This is a genomic window from Shewanella sp. WE21 (assembly GCF_002966515.1).
GTDB classification, from domain to species: Bacteria; Pseudomonadota; Gammaproteobacteria; order Enterobacterales; family Shewanellaceae; genus Shewanella; species Shewanella oncorhynchi.
This window is the reverse complement of sequence record NZ_CP023019.1, coordinates 4382199-4406960: the sequence shown is the minus strand read 5'-3', so window position 1 is coordinate 4406960 and position 24762 is coordinate 4382199. Positions and strand designations below refer to the sequence as shown.

Genomic DNA, 24762 nt, shown 5'->3' with positions numbered 1-24762 from the left:
CTTATAGTCTCCCTGCACTTTTTGGATAGGCTTGCGGATATTTCTTGATATGTTCTTTAAGATCGGCGAGTTGCTTTTTCAGCACTGGCGTCGGCTTGTCGTACACATCTTCAATAATTTCATCCAGCATAGGCACAGGAATTTTTTCAGCCACTTTTACCGCAGCCAATACTTCTTCACGATATTTCTCATGCAGTTTTACATCATCCGCTTCAGCCAACCAACCTTTGTTGATAAGCCATAATTTGAAGCGTTTAACCGGATCGTGTTGCTGCCACTTGGCTTCTTCATCTTTCGAGCGATAACCAGAGGGATCGTCTGAAGAAGAGTGTGCGCCGAGACGGTAAGTCATGGCTTCAATCAGCACAGGCGAATTATGCTCAATCGCATAGGCGCGGGCTTGCTGAGTTGCGGCTAACACGGCCAACATGTCATTGCCGTCTACACGAATGGTGTGCATGCCATAACCCACACCGCGGCTGGCAATACCGTTTCCAGCAAACTGCTCTTCAGTGGGGGTAGAAATCGCGTAGCCATTGTTACGACAGAAGAAAATCACTGGGCATTTCAGTACCGCGGCCATGTTTAGGCCAGCATGAAAATCCCCTTCCGATGCAGCGCCTTCGCCAAAATAACAAACCGCGACTTTGCGCTTACCTTGCATTTTTAAGCTGTAGCCCACACCAGTCGCCTGCGGGATTTGCGTGGCTAACGGTGACGAAATCGTTTGATAATGCAATGCCGCACTGCCGTAATGGATTGGCATTTGGCGACCTTTACCAAGATCTTTCTCGTTACTGAACATCTGATTCATAAACTGTTCAGTGGTAAAGCCGCGATAACGCAGCGCCGCATGCTCACGATATTGTGCGAGGATCACATCTTCTTGATCGAGTGCGGCCACACTGCCGACAATCGCCGCTTCTTCACCCGTACAGGTCATGTAGAAGCTGATGCGTCCTTGACGCTGGGCGCCAAGCATACGTTCATCAAGTACCCGAGTGAATACACAGGTATCGTAAATTTTAGTGGCTAAGGTTTCATCTATCACAGGCAAAACCGCGGTTTCATAAGTGGTGCCGTCGGCTTGTAGAATTCGAAGGATAGGAATGTGTAGCGATGCCTTATCCAAGAAGCCGACACGGTGCACTGTATCAGTGTTGAGTGTTGCTTTGCTCATATTGTGCTCTTGTTATCTCATTACGCATCAAAGCGTTTGATGCGTCTGTTTATACGAATATGCCCGACGAACATTACGTTAACGTAAACTACCTATCAACCATTGGCATAGCTCAAACCACAAGTTATCCCTGCCACGCATGTATATATTGCTTTACAAGCCTAACGCACGTCCGCATTCACCGCAGGGATCAGGCAAATCACAGTGCGATTGCCAATAGGCACTTTGGTATTAGGGAACACGACAGACTCAAACTCATGTTCCACTTTAATTTCTTGCCCACCTTCCCGCGCTAAAACAAAGCCCTTCGGGAAAGATCTGAAGTTTTCGACATCAGTTGCGAAGGTAAATTCAAAATCATCGAAATGTTTATTGATGACGCGGCACACTTGGTACAAGTTAACCTTATCGGCATCAAATGCATCCAGCTCCAACGGCTTAGCGGTGATCAAGCGCATGAACATTTCATGGGTGACGATAAAACGCGTCATGTCGTTCTGCCCCATGGGATACACTTTGCCAAGCTCAATGGTAAAGGCATCGGCACCGTAGCGTTCAGAGGAAAAATAGCTGAAGGTCGTGGTCGGTTCATGGTGGAAAAGTACTGTATCGACGCCGCTTGCGGCTAAAAACATAATTTGCTCGCCGCTAAAGGCGCGCCCAGGACGATAGGGATAGATAGCGAACTTTTCATGCTTCGAAGCGCGCATCGCCGTGTGCAGATCATAATGGATGCGCTGACGTCCATCGGCAACCGCAGTATAAAAACGATCGACATAGGCTTCGAGTTTTTTCGCGCGTACTCGCTCAGGGTTCACTAACCCTGGTGGATTGGAATGCTCACCACTAAAGAGACGATTCATGTTTTCGTCAATAATCCGCGTGCCGTTATTAATCGCTAATGGGTTACCAATGAGAAATAAAGTGCGCTGCTTTGCGATGATCTTTTGCTGTAGAAGTTGTTTAATTAAGCTATTGCAGAGTTCAATGGGCGCGGTCTCGTTACCGTGAACACCGCAGGAAAGCACAATATCTTTTCCTTCATTCTTTACTGGTTCGAAAACAATAACACCGGTATCCCACACTTCCACTTGAGTATGATCGCCTAAGTTAAATGAAAATTCGCCATCGAACTGTTCAGGATGGGCTAAGGTGAGCGCTAAAAAATCCTTTGAATCTAACAGAGCTTGTAACACAGAATTCTCCTTATAATGATGTGTAACAGTATTGGCGCAATAGCATAAGTACAGGCAGTAATAACCACTTAAGCATTTATCTCACCGCGGTTAGTCTCACTCGCACCTAAAAAACGGCTTCAATACTAACACATGTTTTTAGTGCTGTTCTCAGACATTTATTGCCGTAGGACCCAGTTTTAAGCGGAATGACATTCAACTAAGCAGATTGTTAAATTCTTAGGACATTCCCTAAGAATTTCCCATGATAAATATTCCAGCTTGAGGCTTGCTTTTGCACTCAAGTTTTATCACAATCCTTAGCCATCTAGACTTCTATTGGATTTAATTATGGCGTTAGCAACCTTTGGTGCCGGCTGTTTCTGGGGCGTAGAGTATTTTTTTAGACAAGTGAACGGCGTATCCAATGCCACCTGCGGCTATATGGGCGGCAATAATGCGGCGACGAGCTATGAAGAAGTCAAAAAAGGCAAAACGGGCCATGCCGAAGTGGTGCAAGTGGAATTCGATCCCGCCCTTGTCAGTTATGAAGACTTGCTCGATGTATTTTGGAAAAACCACAATCCAACGAGTCTGAACATGCAAGGCGGAGATATTGGCACTCAATATCGCAGTACCATTTTCTTCCACGACCGTGAGCAAAAAGCGGCCGCAGAAGCCTCAAAGTTAGCTTTTGCCCGCTCGGGCCGTTGGGGATTACGCCATATCGTCACTGAAATAGTGCCACTTCAACAGTTCCATGTGGCTGAGGAATATCATCAAAATTACATCGATAAGAATAACTTACCGAGTTGCCATATCGAGTACTAAATACGGTCAAATCAGTATTAGATCAACTACTCACAGCTGAATTAGACACAAACAAAAACGCACTCAAATCTGAGTGCGTTTTTTATTTTGAGACGTTAGCTAAACCTACTACTGCATTAAGCTTTTAGCGCCTTATCAATTAATGCCTGCGCATCTTTGATGATCTCAGCCAAATGCTGCTCACTGATAAAACTCTCGCCGTAGATCTTAAATAACGCTTCCGTGCCCGATGGACGCGCCGCAAACCAACCATTCGCCGTAGTCACTTTGATGCCACCAATGGCCGCATTATTGCCCGGCGCATGGGTTAACACGTTTTCGATTGACTCACCTGCAAGCACAGTGGCATTTAAGGTTTCAGCATTCAATAACGCAAATTTGGCCTTGTTTTCAAGACTGATTGGGCTATCGATACGCTTATAGAAACTTTGGCCAAATTGTTTTACTAACTCTTGGTGACGCTGACCTGGGGTTTTACCTGTCACCGCAAGAATTTCTGCGGCAAGTAATCCTAAAATGAAGCCGTCTTTATCTGTGCACCATGTGCTGCCATCACGGCGTAAAAATGCCGCGCCAGCACTCTCTTCACCGCCAAAGGCGATTGTGGCTTCGGCTAAACCGTCGACAAACCACTTAAAGCCCACAGGCACTTCGAGTAACTTTTTGCCGTGGAAAGCACAGATTTTATCGATAAGCGCACTCGATACTAAGGTTTTACCTATGGCTAAGGTATCGCTCCAATCTGGTCTGTGTGTCAGTAAATAATCAATAGCGACCGCAAGATAATGATTCGGATCCATCAAACCCGTACCAGGGCAAACGATGCCGTGACGGTCATAATCGGGATCATTACCAAGGCATAAATCAAAGGATTCTTTATGGGCGAGTAACCCGGCCATCGCGTAGGGAGATGAGCAATCCATGCGGATTTTGCCGTCTTTATCCAGCGGCATAAAGCTAAAGCTTGGATCAACCTTATCATTAACTAACGTGATATCGAGCCCATAACGCGCGGCAATCGGTGCCCAATAGAAAATCCCTGAACCACCGAGCGGGTCAACGCCGATACGCAGCTTAGCGTTGGCAATCGCCTGCATGTCGATGACATTGTCTAAATCAGCCACATAAGGCGTGATCAAATCAATGGCGTTGACATAGCCTGATGCCAGCGCTTCGGCATACGCTAATTTTTGCACGCCAGCTAACGCTTGGCGCAAGTAATCATTGGCCCGCGATTCAATCCAAGCGGTGATATTACCTTCGGCCGGTCCGCCATGGGGTGGATTGTATTTAATCCCACCATCTTGAGGCGGATTGTGGGAAGGCGTAATGATCAAACCATCGGACAATGCCGCACCCGTAATATTGGCTTCGCGATTGGCGCAAATCACCCCATGGGAAACCACTGGCGTTGGCGTAAATCCGTCGTTCTGTTGGATTTTCACTGTGACTTTATTTGCCGCCAGCACTTCAATGGCCGACAAATAGGCCGCATAGGATAACGCATGGGTGTCAATCCCAAGGATCAGCGGCCCATCGATATTTGCCGATTGACGGTAGTCCACCACAGCTTGGGTAATCGCCCAAATGTGTTGTTGGTTAAAACTGCCATTGAAGGCGCAGCCTCTGTGCCCAGAAGTGCCAAAGGTGACGCGTTGTTGTACGTCATCCATATTTGGCGTGATGCTGTAATAATGGCTCATCAGTTTTGGAATATTGACCAGATCCGTCTGATTAGCGATTTGTCCTGCCCTTTGATGTATTGCCACCTATGGCTCTCCTGCACTCAATTACAATTAGAAAAAGTAGAAAAATGTCGTACTAACTTGGCTCATCCGCGGATTAAACGCGCTCGGCGATACCCGCTGCTACTGTCGCATCACAACCAAATTGCACTAAAACTTCCGATAAAATAGTGCGTTTCTTGGCGGTATTGTTGTTACTCGTTACCCAGAAACCACTTGTACCAATTTCTTTTGGGTTAGCCGAAGCACTCGCTTCGAGCAGTTGCTCCTTAGAGCGAGCAAAATACAAACGATCGCGCCCTTGGATCTGCAAAATTTGTGAGAATTGCTCTGGGGCTAATTGATACAAACTTTCGAGCAAAAACAGAAAACGACCTACTGCGCCTTTTTGCTGCGATAACTGATGTTCATCGACTAAGCGACTAAAATCATTCACTGCTGGCACTGTTTGCGCCGCGACGGGCTGAATAGGTTCAGCTTCAAGGCTCGGTTGGCTAATCGCCAAAGGCTGAGGTTGTTCGACCGCATCGACGGACAGGCCGAGTAATCGACGAAGAATGTCAGAGGCGCTCTCACCAATACGTTCTGTTTTGCTGGCAATATGACGATAGAGCTCTTCATCTACTTCGATATATTTCATAACCTTAATTATCCTTTGTTATTCGACAGGCTTAACCGAAAAAAGTGTACCACAGCGATCGGGGCAGATCATTGCGATCTGTTACCAGTGTATCTATCTCTATCAATCTGATAAAGCGCCATTATTCTAAAAGTGCGGGAAATAGCACAGCAAACTAGCAGTTAATCGACAATTGCCGAAAAAGCACACAAGTTACTGGCCGCTCCCACTATAGAAATGGCAACTGACTTGTCAAGCCAACGGCATTAAGGGCACAATTCGCGTCACGCTAAGCTAAAAATCTCCAACAGGAATCACCATGAACTTTGTTTCCACAGGCCAAGGACCCGCAGTGCTCTTGATCCACGGCTTGTTCGGTAATCTAGATAACCTCAAAGGTCTAGGGCAAGTATTAGAAAATCAGTATCAAATTATTCGTGTCGATGTGCCCAATCATGGTTTAAGTGAACATTGGGATCAAATGGACTACCCTCGCCTCGCCACTGCAATGATCAGCTTGCTCGACGAACTGGCTATTGAACGCGCCCATATTGTGGGTCACTCTATGGGCGGTAAAATCGCCATGGCGACGGCGTTAGCTCATCCAGAGCGCATTATCAGCATGGTGGCAGCAGATATTGCCCCCGTCGCCTATGAGCCAAGACACGACACAGTGTTTGCCGCATTAGAAAGCCTGCCCTTAGAAGGCCATACCGACAGACGCTTTGCCCTAAACCACTTGATTGACAAAGGTATCGACGAAGCCACGGCGCAGTTTTTACTTAAAAACCTGCAACGTACCGACACAGGCTTTCGTTGGAAGCTGAACTTAAGTGGCCTAAAAGCTTGTTATCCCAATATTATTGGCTGGCAAAATCAGACACTAAATCCAGTACAAAGCTATGCTGGACCAAGTCTGTTTATTCGCGGCGGCGACTCAAATTATGTCACTAGCGAGCACAGAAGCGCTATCATGGCGCAATTCCCCGCGGCACAGGCAAAAACACTTGAAGGATGTGGTCATTGGTTGCATGCGCAAAAACCCGCCATTTTTAACCGGATCGTGTCTGAATTTATTGACAAACATTCAATGTAAATCAGCAGCAAACTCGACCGAAAGCATATGGCAGCCGCCATCTTGTTGTGATATATTCGCGCCTCTTTTGGCCTTAGAACACTCTCAAGGACTAAGAAAGTATGTTATCTCAGTACATGGAACAAATTGAAACCATCGGCCTGAACCTGTTTTTTGCCTCGATATTTTTCTTTATCGGCATGGCCATCCACGATGTGCTTAAACAAGGTAACGTGCCAAAATTTGGTCGATTTATTGTTTGGTTAGTGTTATTTCTCGGCTGCGCCGGGTTTATTGTAAAAGGTATTATCCAGATCACTTGGGAAGGCTCAGGGATCGGTTAACAATAAGAACATGGCAAAAGAAGCAACTGACAGAACCACCATTGACCTTTTTGCCAATGAAAAGCGCCGGGGCCGCCCAAGAAGTAATCCTTTGTCCCGTAGCCAACAGCTTAAGGTCAACAAACGCAATCAAATCCAGCGCGATAAAGCCAACGGATTAAAGCGAATAGAGTTAAAGGTGTCACAAGATTTGTATGACGCCTTGAATGAGCAGGCATTGGCCAGTAACATCAGCCGTAGCCAGTTAATCGAATTAATTCTTCAGCAACAAGTTGAGTGCTGAACGAGTACCAGCAAGATTAACCTAATAAGTGAACTAGACATTAAAGGATAGACAATGGCAACTGTAGGTCTTTTTTTCGGTAGCGACACAGGTAACACCGAAGCTGTAGCCAAGATGATCCAGAAAAAACTGGGTAAAAAAATGGTTGAGGTGAAAGATATCGCCAAAAGTACCAAAGAACAGATTGCAGAGTATGACTTGCTGCTGTTCGGCATCCCGACCTGGTATTACGGTGAAGCGCAATGTGACTGGGATGATTTCTTCCCTGAATTAGAGCAAATTGATTTTACTGACAAACTTGTCGCTATTTTTGGTTGTGGTGATCAAGAAGACTACGCTGAGTACTTCCTTGATGCCATGGGCATGGTTGGCGATATTGTTCAGGCCCGTGGTGGTATCATCATCGGCCATTGGCCAACTGCAAGCTACAATTTTGAAGCCTCTAAAGGTCAAGTCGATGACGACCACTTTATTGGTTTAGGTATCGATGAAGATCGCCAGCCAGAGCTGACTGAAGAACGTGTTGATGCTTGGGTTAAGCAAATTTACGAAGAAATGTGTTTAGCTGAATTAGAAGATTAATTCTGTTAACCATTTGATTAAAGCGGCTTAACGCCGCTTTTTTTATGCATATATTTCGGACTTGTTGCAACTATCTACTTTTTGTAACTAAGAATAACGACATACCACACTCATGACCAACACAGCCCGCTCTAATCACTGGGATATTTTTTGCACCGTCGTTGATAACTACGGCGATATTGGCGTCACTTGGCGTTTAGCAAAACAAATAGCCAATGAGTATCAGATCCCTGTTAATCTGTGGGTCGACGACCTCGCAAGCTTCTCCCATATTTTACCGACACTCGAACCACTAAAAGCCACTCAAACCTTCAATGGTGTGAATATTATTCATTGGAAAGAGCCTTTGCCTGTAGCGTTTGTCGCAGGAGCTGTGCTCATCGAAGCCTTTGCCTGTGAACTCCCTGAACAGGTAAAAGCGCAGCTGGCTTATTTACATCAGAACGCCCCAAAATCTGTACCTATTTGGCTGAATTTAGAGTATTTAAGCGCAGAGAATTGGGTTGAAGGCTGCCATGGTTTGCCATCGTTACAAGCCAATGGTTTGAAAAAGTATTTCTACTTTCCCGGTTTTAGCGCCAAAACGGGTGGACTCATTTGCGAGCAAAATTTGTTTGCAGAGCGTGATGCTTGGCAAGCTGATACTGCCAATAAATTGCAGCTTTTTACTGATCTAGGTCTTAAGGACATTCAGGCACAAGACACTGTTATTAGCGTTTTTAGCTATGAGACCGAGGCGCTATCCGCATTATGTGAGTTATGGCAGCAATCGGCAGAAAAAATCCATGTGCTGCTCCCAAAGGGGCGTAGCTTAAACAGTCTGACACATTTACTGCCCTGTGAAATTGCCGATCTAGTGCCGGGTCAACAGATAAATCATGGTAATTTAACCCTGCACATTTTACCTATGACAGACCAACAGGGGTTTGATCGCCTGCTCTGGAGCTGTGATTTTAATATCGTGCGCGGTGAAGATTCCTTTTTACGTGCCCAATGGGCCGCAAAACCCTTCATTTGGCACATTTATCCCCAAGAAGATGATTATCACCTCGTAAAATTAGAAGCTTTTCTCAAACTTTACTGCGATAATCTGCCACCTAAAATTGCTTGTTATTGGTCTGAATTGAATCTCGCGTTCAACCAAGCACAGCAATCAGCCGTGAGCCTTCACTGGCAAAACCTTAATCCTGTTAATTTGCCCTTGTTGCATCACCATGCTAAACAATGGCCAATTAATGCATTAAATGCTGCAGATCTCGCTACTCGACTAGTTCAGTTCGTTAAAAACAGCTAAGATACTGCGCGAAAACAGAAAAATCTAAATATAGGAAATAGTGTAATGAAAACTGCTCATGAAATCCGTCCTGGTAACGTGATCATGTTAGATGGCAGCCCATGGGTTGTGCAGAAAACTGAAACAACTCGTTCTGGCCGTAACGCTGCTATCGTTAAGTTAAAGTTGAAAAACTTACTGCTTAACTCTGGTACTGAAACGACTTTCAAAGGTGAAGATAAGTTAGAAGACATCATCTTAGATCGTCTTGACTGCACATATTCTTACTTTGCAGATCCTATGTTTGTATTCATGGATGCAGAATACAACCAATACGACGTAGAAGCTGAAAACCTAGGTGATGCAGCGGCTTATATCGTTGATGGTATGGAAGAAACTTGCCAAGTGACTTTCTATGATGGCAAAGCTATCTCTGTTGAAATGCCAACCACTATCGTACGTGAAGTGATCTACACTGAGCCTTCAGCTCGTGGCGATACTTCAGGTAAAGTGATGAAGCCAGCGACTATCACTGGCGGTGGCACAGTGAGTGTTGCTGACTTCGTGAAAGTAGGCGACAAAATTGAAATCGACACTCGTACTGGTGAATTCAAGAAGCGCGTTTAATCGCCCTTCTCGTTTCCAGACACAGAAAAGCCAGTGCTTGCACTGGCTTTTTTGTTGCTGTTTTTTTAGTGATGTGTCGAGTCACTCAAGGGAATAGGCGTTATCCAGCAAAATCCCCTCATTAAATAAGTGTTAGCATTGCGGCCCTAAGAAACGTCGCTCCCAAGCCCCTATCTCACTCAAATAACTTTGGAATTCAATTTCCTTCACCGATACAAAGCCAGTGACAAAATCATCCCCGAGTAAGCGTCGTGCCGAATCACTTTGGCGCATTTGCGTTAACGCAGCTAAAAATGTCTGCGCTAGGTCATGGCTGCTTTCGTAGGCGCTCCCAGTTTCTGGTGCACTTGGCGATAATTTTTCTTCTATTCCGGCAAGGCCCGCAGCCAAAGATGCGGCAATCATCAGGTACGGATTAGCATCGGCGCCCGCAATACGATTCTCTACCCGTCTCGCTACTGGAGCACTTAATGGCACACGTAAGCCAGTGGTGCGATTATCGACGCCCCAACTTAAATTAATCGGCGCTTGACTGCCGGAAATGTAACGTCTAAATGAATTGATATTGGGTGCGAATAACAACATTAAATCAGGTAGATACTTTTGTAATCCGCCGATGTAGTGGTGAAAACGGTCAGTGTCACTACCATCAGCATGGCTGAAAATATTATGACCTTTATCATCGACGACACTTTGATGTAAATGCATAGAACTGCCGGGTTGACCCGCTATGGGTTTCGCCATAAATATCGCATTCAAGCCATGTTTTATGGCGATTTCTTTCGCCGCGTATTTGAACATAAAGGCTTGATCCGCTAAGGCCAGCGGATCGCCATGCACTAAGTTAATTTCATATTGCGATAGCCCCATCTCATGGATCCAAGTATCACCTTTAATCCCAATCGCATCGATGGCGGCATTAAACTCATCCCAAAATGGTGCGAGTTCATTGAGCATATTCATGCTAAACGCGGATTGACCATTTTCAGCTCGGCCACTTTTTGAAATGGGTGCCTGATACGGCACACTCGGATCGGTATTCGCCTCCGTAAGATAAAACTCAATCTCAGGGGCCACCACGGGCGTTAACCCAAGGGCTTGGTAACGGGCCAGCACATTTTTTAACATAGAGCGCGGCGCAAATGGACATAAATTGCCATCCAGTAATACGCAGTCATGGATGGCAAATGCGCGCGGCACTGTGCTCCATGGGATCATCTTGAGGGTGCTGTAATCGGGGACGAGTAAAAGATCAGGATCAGCATCAGGGAAAACAGGATCGTAGGAATACTCACCGGTAATCGCTTGCATCGAAATAGCTTGGGCAATACGTAATTCAGCACCCTGAGCAAAACTTCGGGCAGGCATAAGCTTTCCCCTTGGATAGCCTGAAATATCAGGGAATAAACACTCGACATCACGTATTGTGCCGTGCTCGAAAAACGCAGTAAGAAGAGTTGAGTCCATTTGATTCGTTTGCCACTAATGTTGAAAATAATGCCCTGAAGGATGCAAAGTATAATCAGGCTTTGATTTGAAAAGCTACATGGCGACGATGAAATATGTAAAATATAAATGACAATTTCGTAAAATATAATTTGACATTAGTTGAAAATCTTCATTTAGCAGTGTAATCGTGTTTATCCTAGTTCATACCTCATCACTCTTTACCCACCTTTTACTCACTCTAGCCGCCTAACCCCATTACGGCAGACATAAAAAAACCAGCCGTAGCTGGTTTCTTATATTAATCGTGACAGAAGTTATGCAATCACAATAAAGCCGATAAATGCTATTACTGCTGCGATAAGCGTATAAGGTAACTGAGTCACAGCATGGCTCACTAAGTTACAACCTGAGCCTTGGGCGGCCAATACGGTTGAATCTGAGTAGAAGCACGCTTGGCTACCAAATGATGATGCAGACAATAAGGCCCCAATGACTAATGGGATGTCCGCCCCAACCGCTTGCGCTAATGGCATCACGATAGGAATCGTCACGGCAAATATACCCCAGCTCGAACCTGTGGCAAACGCGAGGATAGCCATAGATAAGAACACTACCGCAGGCAGCAATTTAGGTGTCATAAATGGGCTTAATGATTCAATAACATACTGCGGCAGTAATAACTGATCACACACATCCTTAAACACAAACGCCGCAATCACAGTGCTAATGGCCGGCAGCATGCTTTTAAAACCATCGATCATTTGGTCCATCATCTCTGAAAATGGCATCAAACGCTGCACTGCATAATAAGGAATTGTGATAACTAAGGTCGCCAGTAAGCCTTTCCACACGTCAATATCAAAGTACACGGTAAAGGCAACTAATAAACCAATGGGCACTAAAAAGTTATGCAGTTTGCCCTGATTATCGGCGTGCTTAAATTCCTCTTCTATGGCTTTAACCGCATATTCATCCGAAGTTTGCACTTGGTCGAAATCCACTTGCGCTTCAGCGGGTTCACCTTGGGCAGCGCGCAGCTGCGCAGTCTTCATTGGACCAATGGCGGGCACAATACCTAATGCGACAAGTAGCACCATAGCCACAGCTAACCAAGCATAAAGCATGTAAGGAATAGCTTGCATATAAACTGCAATGCCTTGACCTTCGGCTGCCACACCGTTATCCACCAGTAATCCACCAAAAAATACCGCCCAAGTCGATAATGGCACTAACACACACACGGGCGCGGCGGTGGAGTCCACGACATAGGCAAGCATTTCACGGGACACTTTAAATTTATCCGTTACACGCTTCATGGTTTCACCCACAGTCAACGCATTGAGATAGTCATCGATAAAAATCACGATCCCAAGGATAAAAGTCATTAATAGGGAAGATTTAGGTCCTTTCGCCAATTTAAGTGCATTGCGGCCAAACGCTAATGCGCCGCCAGTTCGTACTAAAAGTGCGATGAGCGCACCAAAACCACCACACACCAGAATCAACCAACCTATGGTTTCATCGGCCATAACCTTCAATGACACACTAGCAAAATTGTTTAAGACTTGACTGGGATCGAGTAACAGGAAACCGGTTACCGCACCTATGATCAAAGATAAAATAGGACGGCGTAACCAAATAGCTAACACCAATACCACCAAAGGTGGAATGAGACTTAACGCTGTCGGTTCAGACATGCACTTAGGTCCTCTAAATAAATCGCCTAAAAGGCAAATGGTTTTAGAATAACGCCTGAAATCAACACGATTCAGAACGTCAACACAGCTGCTTCATGATGACTAACCCTGGAGATAAACCCGCGAATTGCTTGCTATCTAAGGTGCCTTGCCAAAAACATCGCGCAGAAAATAAAGCGCATCGAATATTGAGTCAACTATAAATTTAACTTGATAGAAAATAAATTTAATTCCCGCGAGACAATTTTACATAACCGTATAATCTAGAAGACTTTTAACACCATTGTAACTTAAACATTTATGATCTTCTTAGCTTAATAAGCATTCAATAAATATGCCTAATTATCACAAGATAAAATGCCGCGGCATAAGTTTACCTTATCAAAAATATCTGATTAAAAATCAACCATTAAGTATCAGCTAAAATACATTTCCTTCTGTCACGATTGATATGGCTAATATAGAGAAATTAAATATGGGTCAGCTAATGAAAACGCATTTTCATCTTTCGAAATGAAAAAACATAAACAAGATTCCCTACCAACCCAATAGATAAACAATCTTAAAATCATGCCAATGTCAGAACATAAAACTTGTGCAGATTTCTTTAATCGTCTGTTAAAGCATATTTAACTGAGGGATATTTATAAAAAAAGCGCAATTCTGTGCTTATCCCCCCTTTCATCTACAATGAAATTTCGTTATGGTGCGCTAACTTAAGCCAAAACTTTATGCATGTTCCGAGGTGTAAATGCGCCCTATCATCAAATCCAACAAGCTGGATACCGTTTGCTATGACATCCGCGGCCCAGTGCACAAGGAAGCCAGACGTTTAGAAGACGAGGGGCATCGAATCCTCAAACTCAACATTGGTAATCCGGCCCCCTTCGGTTTCGAAGCGCCTGAAGAAATTGTGCGCGATGTGATCCTCAATTTACCCAGTGCCCAAGGCTACTGTGAGTCAAAAGGATTATTCTCTGCCCGTAAGGCCATAGTGCAGCATTATCAAGCCCAAGGGATTTTTGGTGTCGATATCGAAGATATCTATATAGGTAACGGCGTTTCAGAACTTATTATGATGGCAATGCAAGGCTTGCTAAATACCGATGATGAGATCTTAATCCCCTCACCAGACTATCCCCTGTGGACGGCTGCGGCGAATCTCGCGGGCGGCAAGGCTGTACATTATCGCTGTGATGAAGAAGCGGACTGGTTCCCCGATCTCAATGACATTAAAAGTAAAATTTCATCACGTACCCGCGGCATAGTGCTGATTAACCCGAACAACCCAACCGGAGCGGTATACAGCAGAGAATTACTGCTGCAAGTAGTTGAACTTTGTCGCCAACATGATCTGATCCTTTTTGCCGATGAAATTTACGATAAAATTTTATACGATGAAGCCAAGCATATTCCTGCTGCGGGTCTATCAGATGATATTTTAACTGTTACTTTTAACGGTTTATCAAAGGCTTATCGTGCAGCAGGATTTCGTGTTGGTTGGATGATGTTATCTGGCAATCTTAAGGCTGCTAAAAGTTATATCGAAGGCTTAGAAATGCTGTCCTCGATGCGCCTCTGTGCAAACGTGCCCAATCAACATGCGATTCAAACCGCGCTCGGCGGTTATCAGAGTATTAACGAGCTTATTTTGCCTAATGGCCGCCTCACAGTCCAAAGGGATGCCTGTTACGAATTGCTTAACCAAATTCCAGGTGTGAGCGTTAAAAAACCAAAGGGCGCACTCTATGCCTTTCCGAAACTGGATATGAAAAAATTCAATTTGCGGGATGATGAGCGTTTAGTGCTGGATTTACTCAGAGAAAAGAAAATTCTGTTAGTGCACGGAACGGCCTTTAACTGGCCTGAGCCTGACCATTTACGAGTGGTTTTCTTGCCCTATAAAGAAGATCTGAAGAAAGCATTTACCGAGTTTGGTGCCTTCCTCGAAAACTATCGACAGTAAAATATCCTTTTAACGGTTTGAGACATAAAGCGATCCTAGCGGTCGCTTTATTTTTAGCAATTTCTTTAAATCCTCTACGCTCATGCTCACGTGTCATCCAAGGCTGTGATAATCTAAGACTTCACTAGCGTCAATACTGCCTATTCACTCGTATCATGTCTTCCATTGCAGCTTGTCGCCTACCGATTTCACTCTTTAGCAGGAAAACTATGAGTCACTTATTTGCGCATTTAGCTCGCATGAAACTTATCCAACGCTGGCCTTTGATGTACAACGTTCGCACTGAAAATGTTCAAGAACACTCGCTGCAAGTTGCCATGGTGGCCCATGCACTGGTGATCATCAGTAATAAGAAATTCGGCACGACGCTCGATCCCCATCAAGCCACGAGTCTGGCGATTTTTCACGATGCCAGTGAAATTCTCACGGGTGACTTACCGACGCCGGTAAAATACTTCAATAAAGAAATTGAAGCCGAGTATAAAAAGATTGAGGCGATTGCCGAGCAGCGCATGTTAGATATGGTACCTGAGGAATTTAAAGAAGATTATCGCAGTCTGTTCATCAGCGATTACGCCGATCCCGTTTACAAGACCATAGTGAAATCGGCTGATACTCTGTGTGCCTATCTTAAATGCCTTGAGGAAAACCGCGCAGGCAACAGTGAATTCAATACCGCCCGTAAGCGTCTCGAAGACATGCTGGCGACAAATCCAGATCCCGCAGTACAGTATTTTATGAGCTGCTTTGTGCCCAGTTTCACCTTGAATTTAGACGAAATTAACAAGATGCTTTGATTTTCCACTCTCGCTAGGAATGCATATGACTTCAAGTGTTTGGCAAGAACGCCGTCATGGTGAAGATAAACAACGGCGTAACGATCACCGCAGCCCTTACCAAAGAGACAGGGCGCGTATTCTCCACTCGGCCGCCTTTCGCCGCCTTCAGGCCAAGACCCAAGTGCTCGGCGTTGGCATGAATGACTTCTATCGCACCCGATTAACCCACTCACTCGAAGTCTCGCAAATTGGCACCGGCATAGCCGCGCAGCTCAGACGTAAATATCCACAACATAAACAGCTGCTTTGCTCTATGAGCTTATTAGAGTCCCTGTGCTTGGCCCACGATATTGGTCATCCTCCCTTCGGCCACGGTGGCGAAGTCGCATTAAATTACATGATGCGCGACCACGGCGGTTTTGAAGGCAATGGCCAAACCTTTCGTATCTTATCGAAACTTGAGCCTTACACATTAGATTTCGGGATGAACTTATGTCGGCGTACCATGCTCGGGATTTTGAAATACCCTGCGCCGCACTCGAAGCTATTTGTCGCGGGTGAACATAATGAAATCACCAACCACAGACAGTTAAAACCGTCACAATGGCCGCCGGTTAAGGGCATTTTCGACGATGATAACGACATCTTCGCTTGGGTGCTTGAGCCTTTGTCTGAGGCGGATAGCCGTCGTTTTACATCAACTCAGCAAGGTTCACACCCCGCCCTGCACCACTATCCACATCTGCGAACCCAGTTTAAATCCTTCGATTGCTCGATTATGGAACTGGCAGATGACATCGCCTATGCGGTGCACGATCTCGAAGATGCGATTGTGATGGGCATAGTCACAGCGTCCCAGTGGCATCAAGATGTGGCGCCGACACTGACCAACAGCAGCGATGCGTGGATAAAACAAGAGCTGGCAGATATTGGCAACAAGCTGTTTTCCCATGAGCATCACCTACGTAAAGATGCCATAGGCACACTCGTTAATGGCTTTGTCACCGCTATTGTTATCTCAGAAGATGACGTGTTCGAAGAGCCATTATTACGCTTTAATGCGACGTTAGAGCCAGAATTTGCCATTGCGCTCAATGTGCTCAAGCAACTGGTTTATAAATACGTGATCCGTAAACCTGAGATCCAAATGCTCGAATATAAGGGCCAGCAGATTGTGATGGGATTATTCGAAGCCTTCGCTTCCGATCCCGAGCGTTTACTGCCACTGAACACCCAAGAGCGCTGGCGCGAAAGTGAGCAACAAGGCTTAAACAGTCACAGAGTGTTGGCGGACTATATTTCAGGGATGACAGATGAGTTTGCGGGGCGACTGTATCAACAGCTATTTAGCCCCAAAGCGGGCTCAAATGTGGAACTGAGCAAGGAAATGTAGGCAAGTAATCATTTCGCAGCCCGACTTGCTATAAAGCCAGACCGTTTGTAAATGTACGAGTTTCTATAAAAGCTAGACTTTCTACAGAGTCAGCGATCACAGCCGTTCTTTATCAAAATGCGAAAGATAAAAGACAAAAAACCACCTTGCGGTGGTTTTTATTTTGTCACTATTTCAAGTCAAGCTCGATTTATAAAGCGCCGATGGCATCTTTACAAAGTTGAGTGATACGATCCCAATCGCCGTGTTCCATTGCATCCGTTGGCGCAATCCAGCTACCACCAATACAATCGACGTTTTTCAGCGCTAAATAATCTTTATAGCTGCTTGGCGTAATGCCACCTGTTGGGCAGAAGCGAATATCCGCTAGCGGACCCGAGAAGGCTTTAAGGGCATCGACACCACCCGAGGCTTCGGCTGGGAAGAATTTAAAGTGGGTGTAACCGAGCGCCATCCCCGTCATCACTTCTGAAATGCTCGCAACCCCTGGAATTAAAGGGATTGGACCATGCATACCCGCTTTGAGCAGTTCAACCGTTGCACCTGGGGTAATAATAAACTGCGCGCCAGCGGCAATCGCAAGATCAAGCTGAGCTTCGTTTAGGATAGTCCCTGCGCCCACTAAGGCCTCAGGCACTTCTTTGGCGATTTTAGTGATAGCTTCGAGTGCACAAGGCGTACGCAAAGTCACTTCTAACACGCTAATGCCGCCGGCAACCAGTGCTCGCGCTAATGGCACCGCATGTTCAATCTTGTTAATCACCATAACAGGAACAATAGGGCTGCGTTTAAAAATATCTTGTGGCTGTAGTGACCAGTTATTCTCAAGCATTGCGTTATTCTTCCTTTGTATTAATAAAGTTCATCGATGGCATTAGTACAACGCGCACCAGTTTCTGGACTACTTAGATTTGAACGTAGCGCACTAAATAACTCGCGGCCCATGCCATAACGTGAGCGATGTAAATCCACTATTCCCGCGGCTCTGGTGGCAAGTTCAGCTTCAGAGACCAGCAGGCTCAGTTCGCCTGTTAACGCATCGACACGGATCAAGTCGCCATCTTGGACTTTGGCAATTAAACCGCCATCTAAGGCTTCTGGCGTTAAATGAATGGCCGCAGGGACTTTACCCGACGCACCAGACATGCGACCGTCGGTCAGCAGCGCGACTTTAAACCCTTTGTCCTGAAGCGTTCCCAATAATGGGGTTAACTTGTGCAGTTCTGGCATACCATTGGCTTTCGGGCCTTGACCTTTAACCACCACAACACAATCTCTATCCAGAGCACCGGCTTGGAACAAGGCATCGAGTTTGTTTTGATCGTCAATCACCACCGCGGGCGCTTCAACGACACGATGTTGTTCTTGTACTGCTGACACTTTGATCACAGCGCGGCCTAAGTTACCTTTGAGTAATTTTAAGCCACCGTTGCCTTGGAAAGGTGATGCGACTGACGTTAACACTTCAGTATCTAAGCTAGTCGTTGGACCATCGACCCAGCGCAGTTCACCGTCGAGCAACCTTGGCTCTTGGGTATAACGGCGTAAACCAAAGCCCGCAACGGTATTCACATCTTCATGCAATAAACCCGCATCGAGCAATTCTTTGATTAAGTACGCCATGCCACCGGCTGCATGGAAATGATTAATATCGGCATGACCGTTTGGATACACGCGCGCCACTAATGGTACAGCATCGGATAATTCAGAAAAATCATCCCAGTTCACAATAATACCGGCAGCACGAGCCGCGGCGACAATGTGCATCGTCAAGTTAGTAGAACCGCCAGTAGCCAAAAGTGCCACAATGCCATTAACCACAGATTTTTCGCTGACCACTTCACCGATTGGGGTATATTGGGTGCCCATTTCGGTTAAACGACACACTTGCTTAGCTGCCATCTTATTTAACGCTTCGCGCAGTGGATCATCAGGATTCACAAATGACGAGCCAGGTAACTGCAGGCCCATCACTTCAAGCATCAACTGATTCGAGTTTGCCGTGCCGTAGAAAGTACAAGTTCCCGCACTGTGGTAAGACTGGGCTTCAGCTTCTAACAGTTGCGCGCGATCCACTTTACCTTGGGCAAATTGCTGACGAATACGGGCTTTTTCTTTGTTCGGGATACCTGATTTCATCGGCCCAGCAGGCACGAATAACATAGGCAAGTGACCAAAACTTAAGGCGCCGATAAGCAAACCTGGAACGATTTTATCGCAAATGCCGAGCAGTAAAGCGCCATCAAACATGTTGTGAGACAAGCCCACAGCCGTTGCCATCGCAATCACTTCACGACTCAGTAAGCTCAATTCCATACCGGGTTGACCTTGAGTCACACCGTCACACATGGCCGGAACACCGCCCGCCACTTGTGCAACACTGCCAACTTCCTGACAGGCTTTTTTAAGCAATTCAGGATAGCTTTCATAGGGTTGGTGCGCAGATAACATATCGTTAAATGCCGTCACTATGCCGATGTTCGCTTTATTCAATTGACGCAATGCATTTTTGTCGTCTGGATTACAGGCGGCAAAACCATGGGCTAAGTTGCCACAGCTCAATGAGCTACGGTGTACACCATGGTTACGGGCATCATTCAATGCGGCGAGATAACCTTCACGTGACGCTTTGCTACGGGCAATAATTCTGTCGGTAACAGCTTGAACTACTGAATGTATTTCTACTGAGTGCATAGTGACTCCTTAAGCGCTCCAGAACACATCAACGGGCGTTTTACGCTGCGCTAATACGGCTCTGATAGGCATAGCATGGACATCATCACTTTCTAACGCTTGACGATATACGGATAATTTCTGTTCCCCGACCAAGTGCAGATAAATTTGTCTGCTGTTCAGAATCGCACTCTTAGAGAGCGTAATTCTACCATGGGGCGCTGTGGTGGGGTTCGTCGCCACACACAAGGCTTGGGTTGTGAGCGCATTTTCAAGCTCAGCACTGCAGGGAAACCAAGAGCAGGTATGACCATCGTTACCCATGCCTAACACCACCACATCAAAAGGACGTGGGAAGTTAGACAAGGACTCGGCGGCCATATCGGCGCCCGCTTCTGCGGTCGAAAACATGTTTTTTAAACCGCGGAATTTGGCATTTGCCGCACGGTTTTGTAATAAATGTTCACGCACGAGACGCTCATTAGAAGCATCGGCGTCGGCTTCAACCCAGCGCTCATCGGCAAGCGTGATATAAACATCACTCCAATCGATGGATTTCATGCTCAATAGTTGAAATAACTTAAGCGGCGTCGAACCACCGGAAACCACTAAGCTCGCTTTTCCGCGGGCATCGACGGCTTCCTGCAACTGGCTCGCAATTCTATTCGCAAGCTGTTGTTCTAACGCACTTGGCGTATCGAAAGATTTGAATACGGTTTCTTTAATCATCAAAGTCTCCTACTCGTCCCACGAACGGCCATCTTTGGTGATCAAAGCAACTGACGCAACTGGACCCCAAGTACCCGCAGGATAAGGTTTTGGTTTTTCGTTGCTTTGTTCCCACGATTGGATAATACCATCCACCCAAGTCCATGCCTGCTCGACTTCGTCGCGGCGCACGAACAGCGCTTGATTACCGAGCATAGCTTCGAGTAACAGACGCTCGTAGGCATCGGCGATACGTTCATTTTTGAAGGTATCAGAGAAGCTCAAATCGAGTTTAGTGGTTTGTAGACGTTGTTTTTGCTCCAAACCTGGCACTTTGTTCATCATCTGGATTTCAACCCCTTCATGGGGCTGCAGACGGATCGTCAGCTTGTTCGGTGGCAGATTTCGGTAGCTTGAGCGATATAAGTTATGCGGTGGGTTTTTGAAATACACCACAATTTCAGAGCTCTTAAACGGCATACGTTTACCGCTACGTAAATAGAAAGGCACACCCGCCCAACGCCAGTTGTCGATATCCACACGAATAGCCACGAAGGTTTCTGTGTGTGATTGAAGGTTGGCGCCTTCTTCTTCTAAATAACCCGGGACTGGGCTGCCCTTTAAGAAGCCTGCGCTGTACTGACCGCGTACGGTATTTTCATACACATTGTCAGAATTAATCGGACGCAGTGATTTAAGTACTTTAACTTTTTCATCACGGATGCTGTCAGCGTCTAAGTTAACGGGTGGGTCCATGGCAACGAGCGTTAACACTTGCAGCAAATGGTTTTGGATCATGTCGCGCATCTGACCCGCTTTGTCGAAGTAACCCCAACGGCCTTCGATGCCCACTTCTTCTGCGACTGTGATCTGGACGTGGTCAATCGTACGGTTGTCCCACTTAGAGGCAAATAAAGAGTTAGCAAAACGCAGTGCAATCAAGTTCTGTACGGTTTCTTTACCTAAGTAATGATCGATACGGTAAACCTGACGTTCTTTGAAGTAAGCGGAAACTTGGTCATTGATAACGCGAGAAGAGTCTAAATCTGAGCCGATGGGCTTTTCGAGCACCACGCGTGAATCTGGGTGGATAAGATCTTGTTCATGCAAACAACGGCAAATGTCGCCGAATATTGCAGGTGGCGTAGCAAAGTAACTGACCATAACGCGCTCTTCTGGTTTGAGCAGATCATGGAAGGCACTGTAGCCCGCTGAATCGGTAAAGTTAGTGCCTATATAGTGGCAGCGGGACAGGAAACGTTGGAGAGTCTCTTCGCACAAAGGCTCTTTCACGAAGGTGTTTAATGCAAGCGTGACTAATTCGATAAACTCATCTTGAGTAAACTCGTCTTTCGCGACACCGATCACTTTCGTATCTTTATCGAGAAGTTCAGCTTTATCTAGCTGGTATAAAGAAGGTAACAACTTGCGTCGTGCCAAATCGCCTTTAGTACCAAAGAGTACGAAGTCACAAGCTTTGGCGCCTGATGTTGTTTTGCCCATTGCGTTACGATCTCCTTTGTATGTCGTGTCCCTTCATGTCGATGAAGAAATCCACACTTTTGTTGTAATATAACAACAGAATTTGTTAAATGCATCTATTTTTATAAATATTAACATTCTTGCTAACTAGTCACTTGCTGCATAAATCTGATATGCTTTTTGTGCTTAAATTACTGAAGGTAGTAAAGTCTTATTTCAAAATTGTACTGAAAAGTTACTACATAGAGTCTATTAGTGGGCCGCCAGTCTTGATCTGCTCCCACGAAATAAAAATAAATAAAATTACATTCTCAATTTAGCGGACATACGCGTATGAATACCCTAGAAAAGGTTCAAAAAAGCCTCACCCATTTTAGTAAATCAGAACGCAAAGTTGCAGAGGTGATCTTAGCATCACCACAGACAGCTATACATTCTAGCATCGCCACACTGGCTAAGATGGCAGATGTCAGTGAACCTACTGTGAATCGTTTCTGCCGCCGCTTAGATACTAAAGGTTTCCCTGATTTTAAGTTACATCTAGCGCAAAGTCTTGCGAACGGTACACCTTATGTGAGCCGCCACGTTGAAGAAGATGATTCGACTGAGTCTTATACGACAAAAATATTCGAATCTTCAATGGCTTCGCTCGATACCGCACGTCAAAGCCTAGACATTTCAGCCATTAATAAAGCCGTTGATATTCTCACTCAAGCTAAGACTATTTCCTTTTTTGGCCTAGGCGCATCCGCTTCAGTTGCCCATGACGCGCAAAATAAATTCTTCCGCTTTAATGTCCCTGTCATCTGTTTTGACGATGTTCTAATGCAACGCATGAGCTGTATTAACAGTAATGAGGGCGATGTGGTGGTATTGATTTCCCACACTGGCCGTACTAAGTCATTGATTGAAATCGCGCGTTTAGCGAGAGAAAATGGTGCAGCTGTGATTGGTATTACCGCCCGCAACTCGCCTTTGTCAATGGAATGTACACTGCCCGTGACAATGGAAGTGCCAGAAGATACTGACATGTATTTACCTATGGCCTCGCGTTTAGCCCAATTAGTCACTATAGATGTATTGGCAACGGGTTTTACCTTACGTAGAGGCCCACGTTTCCGCGATAATTTGAAACGAGTGAAAGAAGTGTTAAAAGAGTCTCGCATCAATAAAGATCCGATACTGTAACTCACTTCCTTTTCTAAAAATGGCTAGTGTTGATCCTTAACCTAGCCATTTATCGTGCAAATATCAGCGATACCTCACAATTTTCATACATAACTTTAGATCAATTTGATTGTAACTTTACTACAAAATTTGGAATTGCATGGTAATATAGTCCCAAGATTTTTTTTTAACTTTAACGGAGTATCCTTATGTTCCGCAGAACCAAAATCGTCACCACTCTAGGTCCCGCTACCGATCGTGATGATAATCTACGCCGCATCATCGCGGCAGGTGCAAACGTTGTACGTCTTAATTTCTCCCACGGTTCCCCCGAAGATCATCTAAAACGAGCAACTCAAGCGCGCGAAATCGCTAAAGAGTTAGGCGTTCATGTGGCCATTCTTGGTGACTTACAAGGCCCTAAAATCCGCGTTTCTACTTTTAAAGACAATAAGAAAGTACAACTCGTATTAGGTCAAGCCTATGTACTTGATGCCGAGTTAGCCAAAGGTGAAGGCGACGAGACCCAAGTGGGTATCGATTACAAGCAATTGCCAGACGATGTGACTGTTGGTGATATCCTGATGTTAGATGATGGCCGTGTTCAATTACGCGTTGAGCGTGTTGAAGGCCGTAAAGTGCATACCACAGTGACTGTGGCAGGCCCTTTATCTAACAACAAAGGTATTAACAAACAAGGCGGCGGACTTTCTGCTGCTGCGCTGACCGAAAAAGACAAGGCTGACATTCTCACTGCAGCAATGATCCAAGTGGATTATTTAGCCGTGTCTTTCCCGCGCAGTGGTGCTGACTTGGACTATGCTCGCGATCTTGCTCGTCAAGCAGGTTGTAATGCGTTGATCGTTGCTAAAGTTGAACGTGCTGAAGCGGTTGCGACCGATGCCGCTATGGATGATGTTATCTTAGCGTCTGACGTTGTTATGGTTGCCCGTGGTGACTTAGGTGTTGAAATTGGTGATGCAGCACTCGTTGCAGTGCAGAAGAAGTTAATCGCCCGTTCACGCCAACTGAATAAAGTCGTCATCACTGCCACTCAGATGATGGAATCGATGATTTCAAGCCCAATGCCAACCCGCGCCGAAGTGATGGACGTGGCGAACGCTGTGCTTGATGGTACCGATGCTGTGATGTTATCTGCTGAAACTGCTGCCGGTGACTTCCCAGAAGAAACCGTTAAAGCAATGGCAAACGTGTGTGTTGGCGCTGAATCTCACCCAAGTGTGATTGTGTCTAAGCATAGATTAGATGTGCGTTTCACTTCAGTTGAAGAAACCATTGCACTATCAACTATGTATGCAGCAAACCACCTAGAAGGCGTTAAGGCGATTATCGCTCTGACTGAATCGGGTGCAACACCACAGTTGATGTCTCGTATCAGTTCTTCACTGCCAATCTTAGGTTTATCACGTCACGCAACAACCTTAGCCAAAATGGCCTTGTACCGCGGCGTGTTGCCAATCTACTTCGATTCAACTATCCACCCAGCCGATGAGCTAGCGCAAAAAGCGTTAGAAGCATTAACTGCGGCTGGTTATTTGAATAGCGGTGATATGGTGCTGATGACCAAAGGCGATGCAATGGAAACCATCGGCGGCACTAACACCTGTAAAGTGTTGATCGTAGCTTAGGTTGCTTAAGCTTCTTCTAACAACTCAAGCTCGTTAGAAAAAAGCCAATAAAAAACCACCTCATG

The 24762-nt window shown here is 45.7% G+C and carries 22 protein-coding genes; 12 read left to right on the top strand and 10 right to left on the bottom strand.

Annotated features, from left to right (window positions below; genetic code table 11):
• Position 1: 1 nt before the first annotated feature.
• Positions 2–1180 (bottom strand): thiamine pyrophosphate-dependent dehydrogenase E1 component subunit alpha, encoded by a 1179-nt coding sequence (locus CKQ84_RS19670; RefSeq protein WP_105252472.1) that lies wholly within the window; start codon positions 1178–1180, stop codon positions 2–4.
• Between the two features lie 161 nt (positions 1181–1341).
• On the bottom strand, positions 1342–2376 hold the full coding sequence (gene astE, locus CKQ84_RS19665; protein WP_105252471.1) for a succinylglutamate desuccinylase: 1035 nt from the start codon (positions 2374–2376) through the stop codon (positions 1342–1344).
• A gap of 330 nt (positions 2377–2706) precedes the next feature.
• Between astE and msrA the strand changes: the two genes are divergently transcribed.
• Positions 2707–3186, top strand: coding sequence for a peptide-methionine (S)-S-oxide reductase MsrA (msrA, locus tag CKQ84_RS19660; RefSeq protein WP_105252470.1), 480 nt, complete (start codon positions 2707–2709; stop codon positions 3184–3186).
• Positions 3187–3302: 116 nt separating this feature from the next.
• On the opposite strand, the gene pgm is transcribed toward msrA, so the two are convergent.
• Together pgm and seqA are read right to left on the bottom strand one after the other, a co-directional pair.
• Positions 3303–4955 carry a phosphoglucomutase (alpha-D-glucose-1,6-bisphosphate-dependent) gene (gene pgm, locus CKQ84_RS19655; RefSeq protein WP_105252469.1) on the bottom strand — a complete coding sequence of 551 codons (1653 nt, stop codon included), beginning with the start codon at positions 4953–4955 and terminating at the stop codon, positions 3303–3305.
• A gap of 73 nt (positions 4956–5028) precedes the next feature.
• Positions 5029–5571 carry a replication initiation negative regulator SeqA gene (seqA, locus tag CKQ84_RS19650; RefSeq protein ID WP_105252468.1) on the bottom strand — a complete coding sequence of 181 codons (543 nt, stop codon included), beginning with the start codon at positions 5569–5571 and terminating at the stop codon, positions 5029–5031.
• A gap of 298 nt (positions 5572–5869) precedes the next feature.
• Here seqA and CKQ84_RS19645 point away from each other — a divergent pair, with 298 nt between their 5' ends.
• The 6 genes from CKQ84_RS19645 (at position 5870) to efp (ending at position 9734) form a co-directional block, all read left to right on the top strand.
• A complete protein-coding gene (locus CKQ84_RS19645) occupies positions 5870–6646 on the top strand; it encodes an alpha/beta fold hydrolase (RefSeq protein ID WP_105252467.1) in 777 nt (258 codons plus the stop codon).
• 101 nt (positions 6647–6747) lie between these two features.
• A complete protein-coding gene (locus CKQ84_RS19640) occupies positions 6748–6969 on the top strand; it encodes a DUF2788 domain-containing protein (RefSeq protein WP_006081578.1) in 222 nt (73 codons plus the stop codon).
• 10 nt (positions 6970–6979) lie between these two features.
• Positions 6980–7252: a LexA regulated protein gene (gene ybfE / locus CKQ84_RS19635; RefSeq protein WP_006081577.1), complete on the top strand. Its 273-nt coding sequence runs from the start codon at positions 6980–6982 to the stop codon at positions 7250–7252.
• Positions 7253–7306: 54 nt separating this feature from the next.
• Positions 7307–7834: a flavodoxin FldA gene (gene fldA, locus CKQ84_RS19630; protein WP_006081576.1), complete on the top strand. Its 528-nt coding sequence runs from the start codon at positions 7307–7309 to the stop codon at positions 7832–7834.
• Positions 7835–7946: 112 nt separating this feature from the next.
• A complete protein-coding gene (earP, locus tag CKQ84_RS19625; RefSeq protein WP_105252466.1) occupies positions 7947–9128 on the top strand; it encodes an elongation factor P maturation arginine rhamnosyltransferase EarP in 1182 nt (393 codons plus the stop codon).
• Between the two features lie 45 nt (positions 9129–9173).
• Positions 9174–9734, top strand: a complete 561-nt coding sequence (gene efp / locus CKQ84_RS19620) for an elongation factor P (protein ID WP_105252465.1) — start codon at positions 9174–9176, stop codon at positions 9732–9734.
• Positions 9735–9866: 132 nt separating this feature from the next.
• Here efp and CKQ84_RS19615 read toward each other — a convergent pair whose 3' ends face one another.
• Both CKQ84_RS19615 and CKQ84_RS19610 read right to left on the bottom strand, forming a co-directional pair.
• Positions 9867–11201, bottom strand: coding sequence for a glutamine synthetase family protein (locus tag CKQ84_RS19615; RefSeq protein WP_105252464.1), 1335 nt, complete (start codon positions 11199–11201; stop codon positions 9867–9869).
• A gap of 296 nt (positions 11202–11497) precedes the next feature.
• Positions 11498–12880 carry a Na+/H+ antiporter NhaC family protein gene (locus CKQ84_RS19610; RefSeq protein ID WP_105252463.1) on the bottom strand — a complete coding sequence of 461 codons (1383 nt, stop codon included), beginning with the start codon at positions 12878–12880 and terminating at the stop codon, positions 11498–11500.
• Between the two features lie 751 nt (positions 12881–13631).
• Here CKQ84_RS19610 and CKQ84_RS19605 point away from each other — a divergent pair.
• The 3 genes from CKQ84_RS19605 (at position 13632) to CKQ84_RS19595 (ending at position 17018) form a co-directional block, all read left to right on the top strand.
• Positions 13632–14846, top strand: coding sequence for a pyridoxal phosphate-dependent aminotransferase (locus CKQ84_RS19605; RefSeq protein WP_105252462.1), 1215 nt, complete (start codon positions 13632–13634; stop codon positions 14844–14846).
• A 209-nt stretch (positions 14847–15055) separates the two neighbouring features.
• Complete coding sequence (gene yfbR / locus CKQ84_RS19600; protein ID WP_006087181.1) at positions 15056–15643, top strand: 5'-deoxynucleotidase; 588 nt, start codon at positions 15056–15058, stop codon at positions 15641–15643.
• A 25-nt stretch (positions 15644–15668) separates the two neighbouring features.
• On the top strand, positions 15669–17018 hold the full coding sequence (locus CKQ84_RS19595) for an anti-phage deoxyguanosine triphosphatase (RefSeq protein ID WP_105252461.1): 1350 nt from the start codon (positions 15669–15671) through the stop codon (positions 17016–17018).
• Between the two features lie 190 nt (positions 17019–17208).
• On the opposite strand, the gene CKQ84_RS19590 is transcribed toward CKQ84_RS19595, so the two are convergent.
• From CKQ84_RS19590 to zwf, 4 genes are read right to left on the bottom strand one after another with little or no spacing between them, the layout of a single operon-like run.
• The gene (locus CKQ84_RS19590) at positions 17209–17850 is read right to left on the bottom strand and encodes a bifunctional 4-hydroxy-2-oxoglutarate aldolase/2-dehydro-3-deoxy-phosphogluconate aldolase (protein ID WP_028759995.1); all 642 of its coding nucleotides are present in this window, start codon (positions 17848–17850) and stop codon (positions 17209–17211) included.
• A gap of 20 nt (positions 17851–17870) precedes the next feature.
• Positions 17871–19697, bottom strand: a complete 1827-nt coding sequence (gene edd / locus CKQ84_RS19585) for a phosphogluconate dehydratase (RefSeq protein WP_028759996.1) — start codon at positions 19695–19697, stop codon at positions 17871–17873.
• A 24-nt stretch (positions 19698–19721) separates the two neighbouring features.
• Positions 19722–20420 carry a 6-phosphogluconolactonase gene (pgl, locus tag CKQ84_RS19580; RefSeq protein ID WP_105252460.1) on the bottom strand — a complete coding sequence of 233 codons (699 nt, stop codon included), beginning with the start codon at positions 20418–20420 and terminating at the stop codon, positions 19722–19724.
• Between the two features lie 9 nt (positions 20421–20429).
• Complete coding sequence (gene zwf, locus CKQ84_RS19575; protein WP_028759998.1) at positions 20430–21902, bottom strand: glucose-6-phosphate dehydrogenase; 1473 nt, start codon at positions 21900–21902, stop codon at positions 20430–20432.
• A gap of 312 nt (positions 21903–22214) precedes the next feature.
• Between zwf and CKQ84_RS19570 the strand changes: the two genes are divergently transcribed.
• A complete protein-coding gene (locus CKQ84_RS19570) occupies positions 22215–23069 on the top strand; it encodes a MurR/RpiR family transcriptional regulator (RefSeq protein WP_006081563.1) in 855 nt (284 codons plus the stop codon).
• 188 nt (positions 23070–23257) lie between these two features.
• Positions 23258–24697 carry a pyruvate kinase gene (pyk, locus tag CKQ84_RS19565; protein WP_105252459.1) on the top strand — a complete coding sequence of 480 codons (1440 nt, stop codon included), beginning with the start codon at positions 23258–23260 and terminating at the stop codon, positions 24695–24697.
• Positions 24698–24762: the final 65 nt, after the last annotated feature.

Coding starts and splice junctions, on each gene's coding strand:
- CKQ84_RS19670 (WP_105252472.1), bottom strand. CDS start 1,180: ATGAGCAAAGCAACACTCAACACTGATACAGTGCACCGTGTCGGCTTC.
- msrA (WP_105252470.1), top strand. CDS start 2,707: ATGGCGTTAGCAACCTTTGGTGCCGGCTGTTTCTGGGGCGTAGAGTAT.
- seqA (WP_105252468.1), bottom strand. CDS start 5,571: ATGAAATATATCGAAGTAGATGAAGAGCTCTATCGTCATATTGCCAGC.
- CKQ84_RS19645 (WP_105252467.1), top strand. CDS start 5,870: ATGAACTTTGTTTCCACAGGCCAAGGACCCGCAGTGCTCTTGATCCAC.
- CKQ84_RS19640 (WP_006081578.1), top strand. CDS start 6,748: ATGTTATCTCAGTACATGGAACAAATTGAAACCATCGGCCTGAACCTG.
- ybfE (WP_006081577.1), top strand. CDS start 6,980: ATGGCAAAAGAAGCAACTGACAGAACCACCATTGACCTTTTTGCCAAT.
- fldA (WP_006081576.1), top strand. CDS start 7,307: ATGGCAACTGTAGGTCTTTTTTTCGGTAGCGACACAGGTAACACCGAA.
- earP (WP_105252466.1), top strand. CDS start 7,947: ATGACCAACACAGCCCGCTCTAATCACTGGGATATTTTTTGCACCGTC.
- efp (WP_105252465.1), top strand. CDS start 9,174: ATGAAAACTGCTCATGAAATCCGTCCTGGTAACGTGATCATGTTAGAT.
- CKQ84_RS19615 (WP_105252464.1), bottom strand. CDS start 11,201: ATGGACTCAACTCTTCTTACTGCGTTTTTCGAGCACGGCACAATACGT.
- CKQ84_RS19610 (WP_105252463.1), bottom strand. CDS start 12,880: ATGTCTGAACCGACAGCGTTAAGTCTCATTCCACCTTTGGTGGTATTG.
- CKQ84_RS19605 (WP_105252462.1), top strand. CDS start 13,632: ATGCGCCCTATCATCAAATCCAACAAGCTGGATACCGTTTGCTATGAC.
- yfbR (WP_006087181.1), top strand. CDS start 15,056: ATGAGTCACTTATTTGCGCATTTAGCTCGCATGAAACTTATCCAACGC.
- CKQ84_RS19595 (WP_105252461.1), top strand. CDS start 15,669: ATGACTTCAAGTGTTTGGCAAGAACGCCGTCATGGTGAAGATAAACAA.
- CKQ84_RS19590 (WP_028759995.1), bottom strand. CDS start 17,850: ATGCTTGAGAATAACTGGTCACTACAGCCACAAGATATTTTTAAACGC.
- pgl (WP_105252460.1), bottom strand. CDS start 20,420: ATGATTAAAGAAACCGTATTCAAATCTTTCGATACGCCAAGTGCGTTA.
- zwf (WP_028759998.1), bottom strand. CDS start 21,902: ATGGGCAAAACAACATCAGGCGCCAAAGCTTGTGACTTCGTACTCTTT.
- CKQ84_RS19570 (WP_006081563.1), top strand. CDS start 22,215: ATGAATACCCTAGAAAAGGTTCAAAAAAGCCTCACCCATTTTAGTAAA.
- pyk (WP_105252459.1), top strand. CDS start 23,258: ATGTTCCGCAGAACCAAAATCGTCACCACTCTAGGTCCCGCTACCGAT.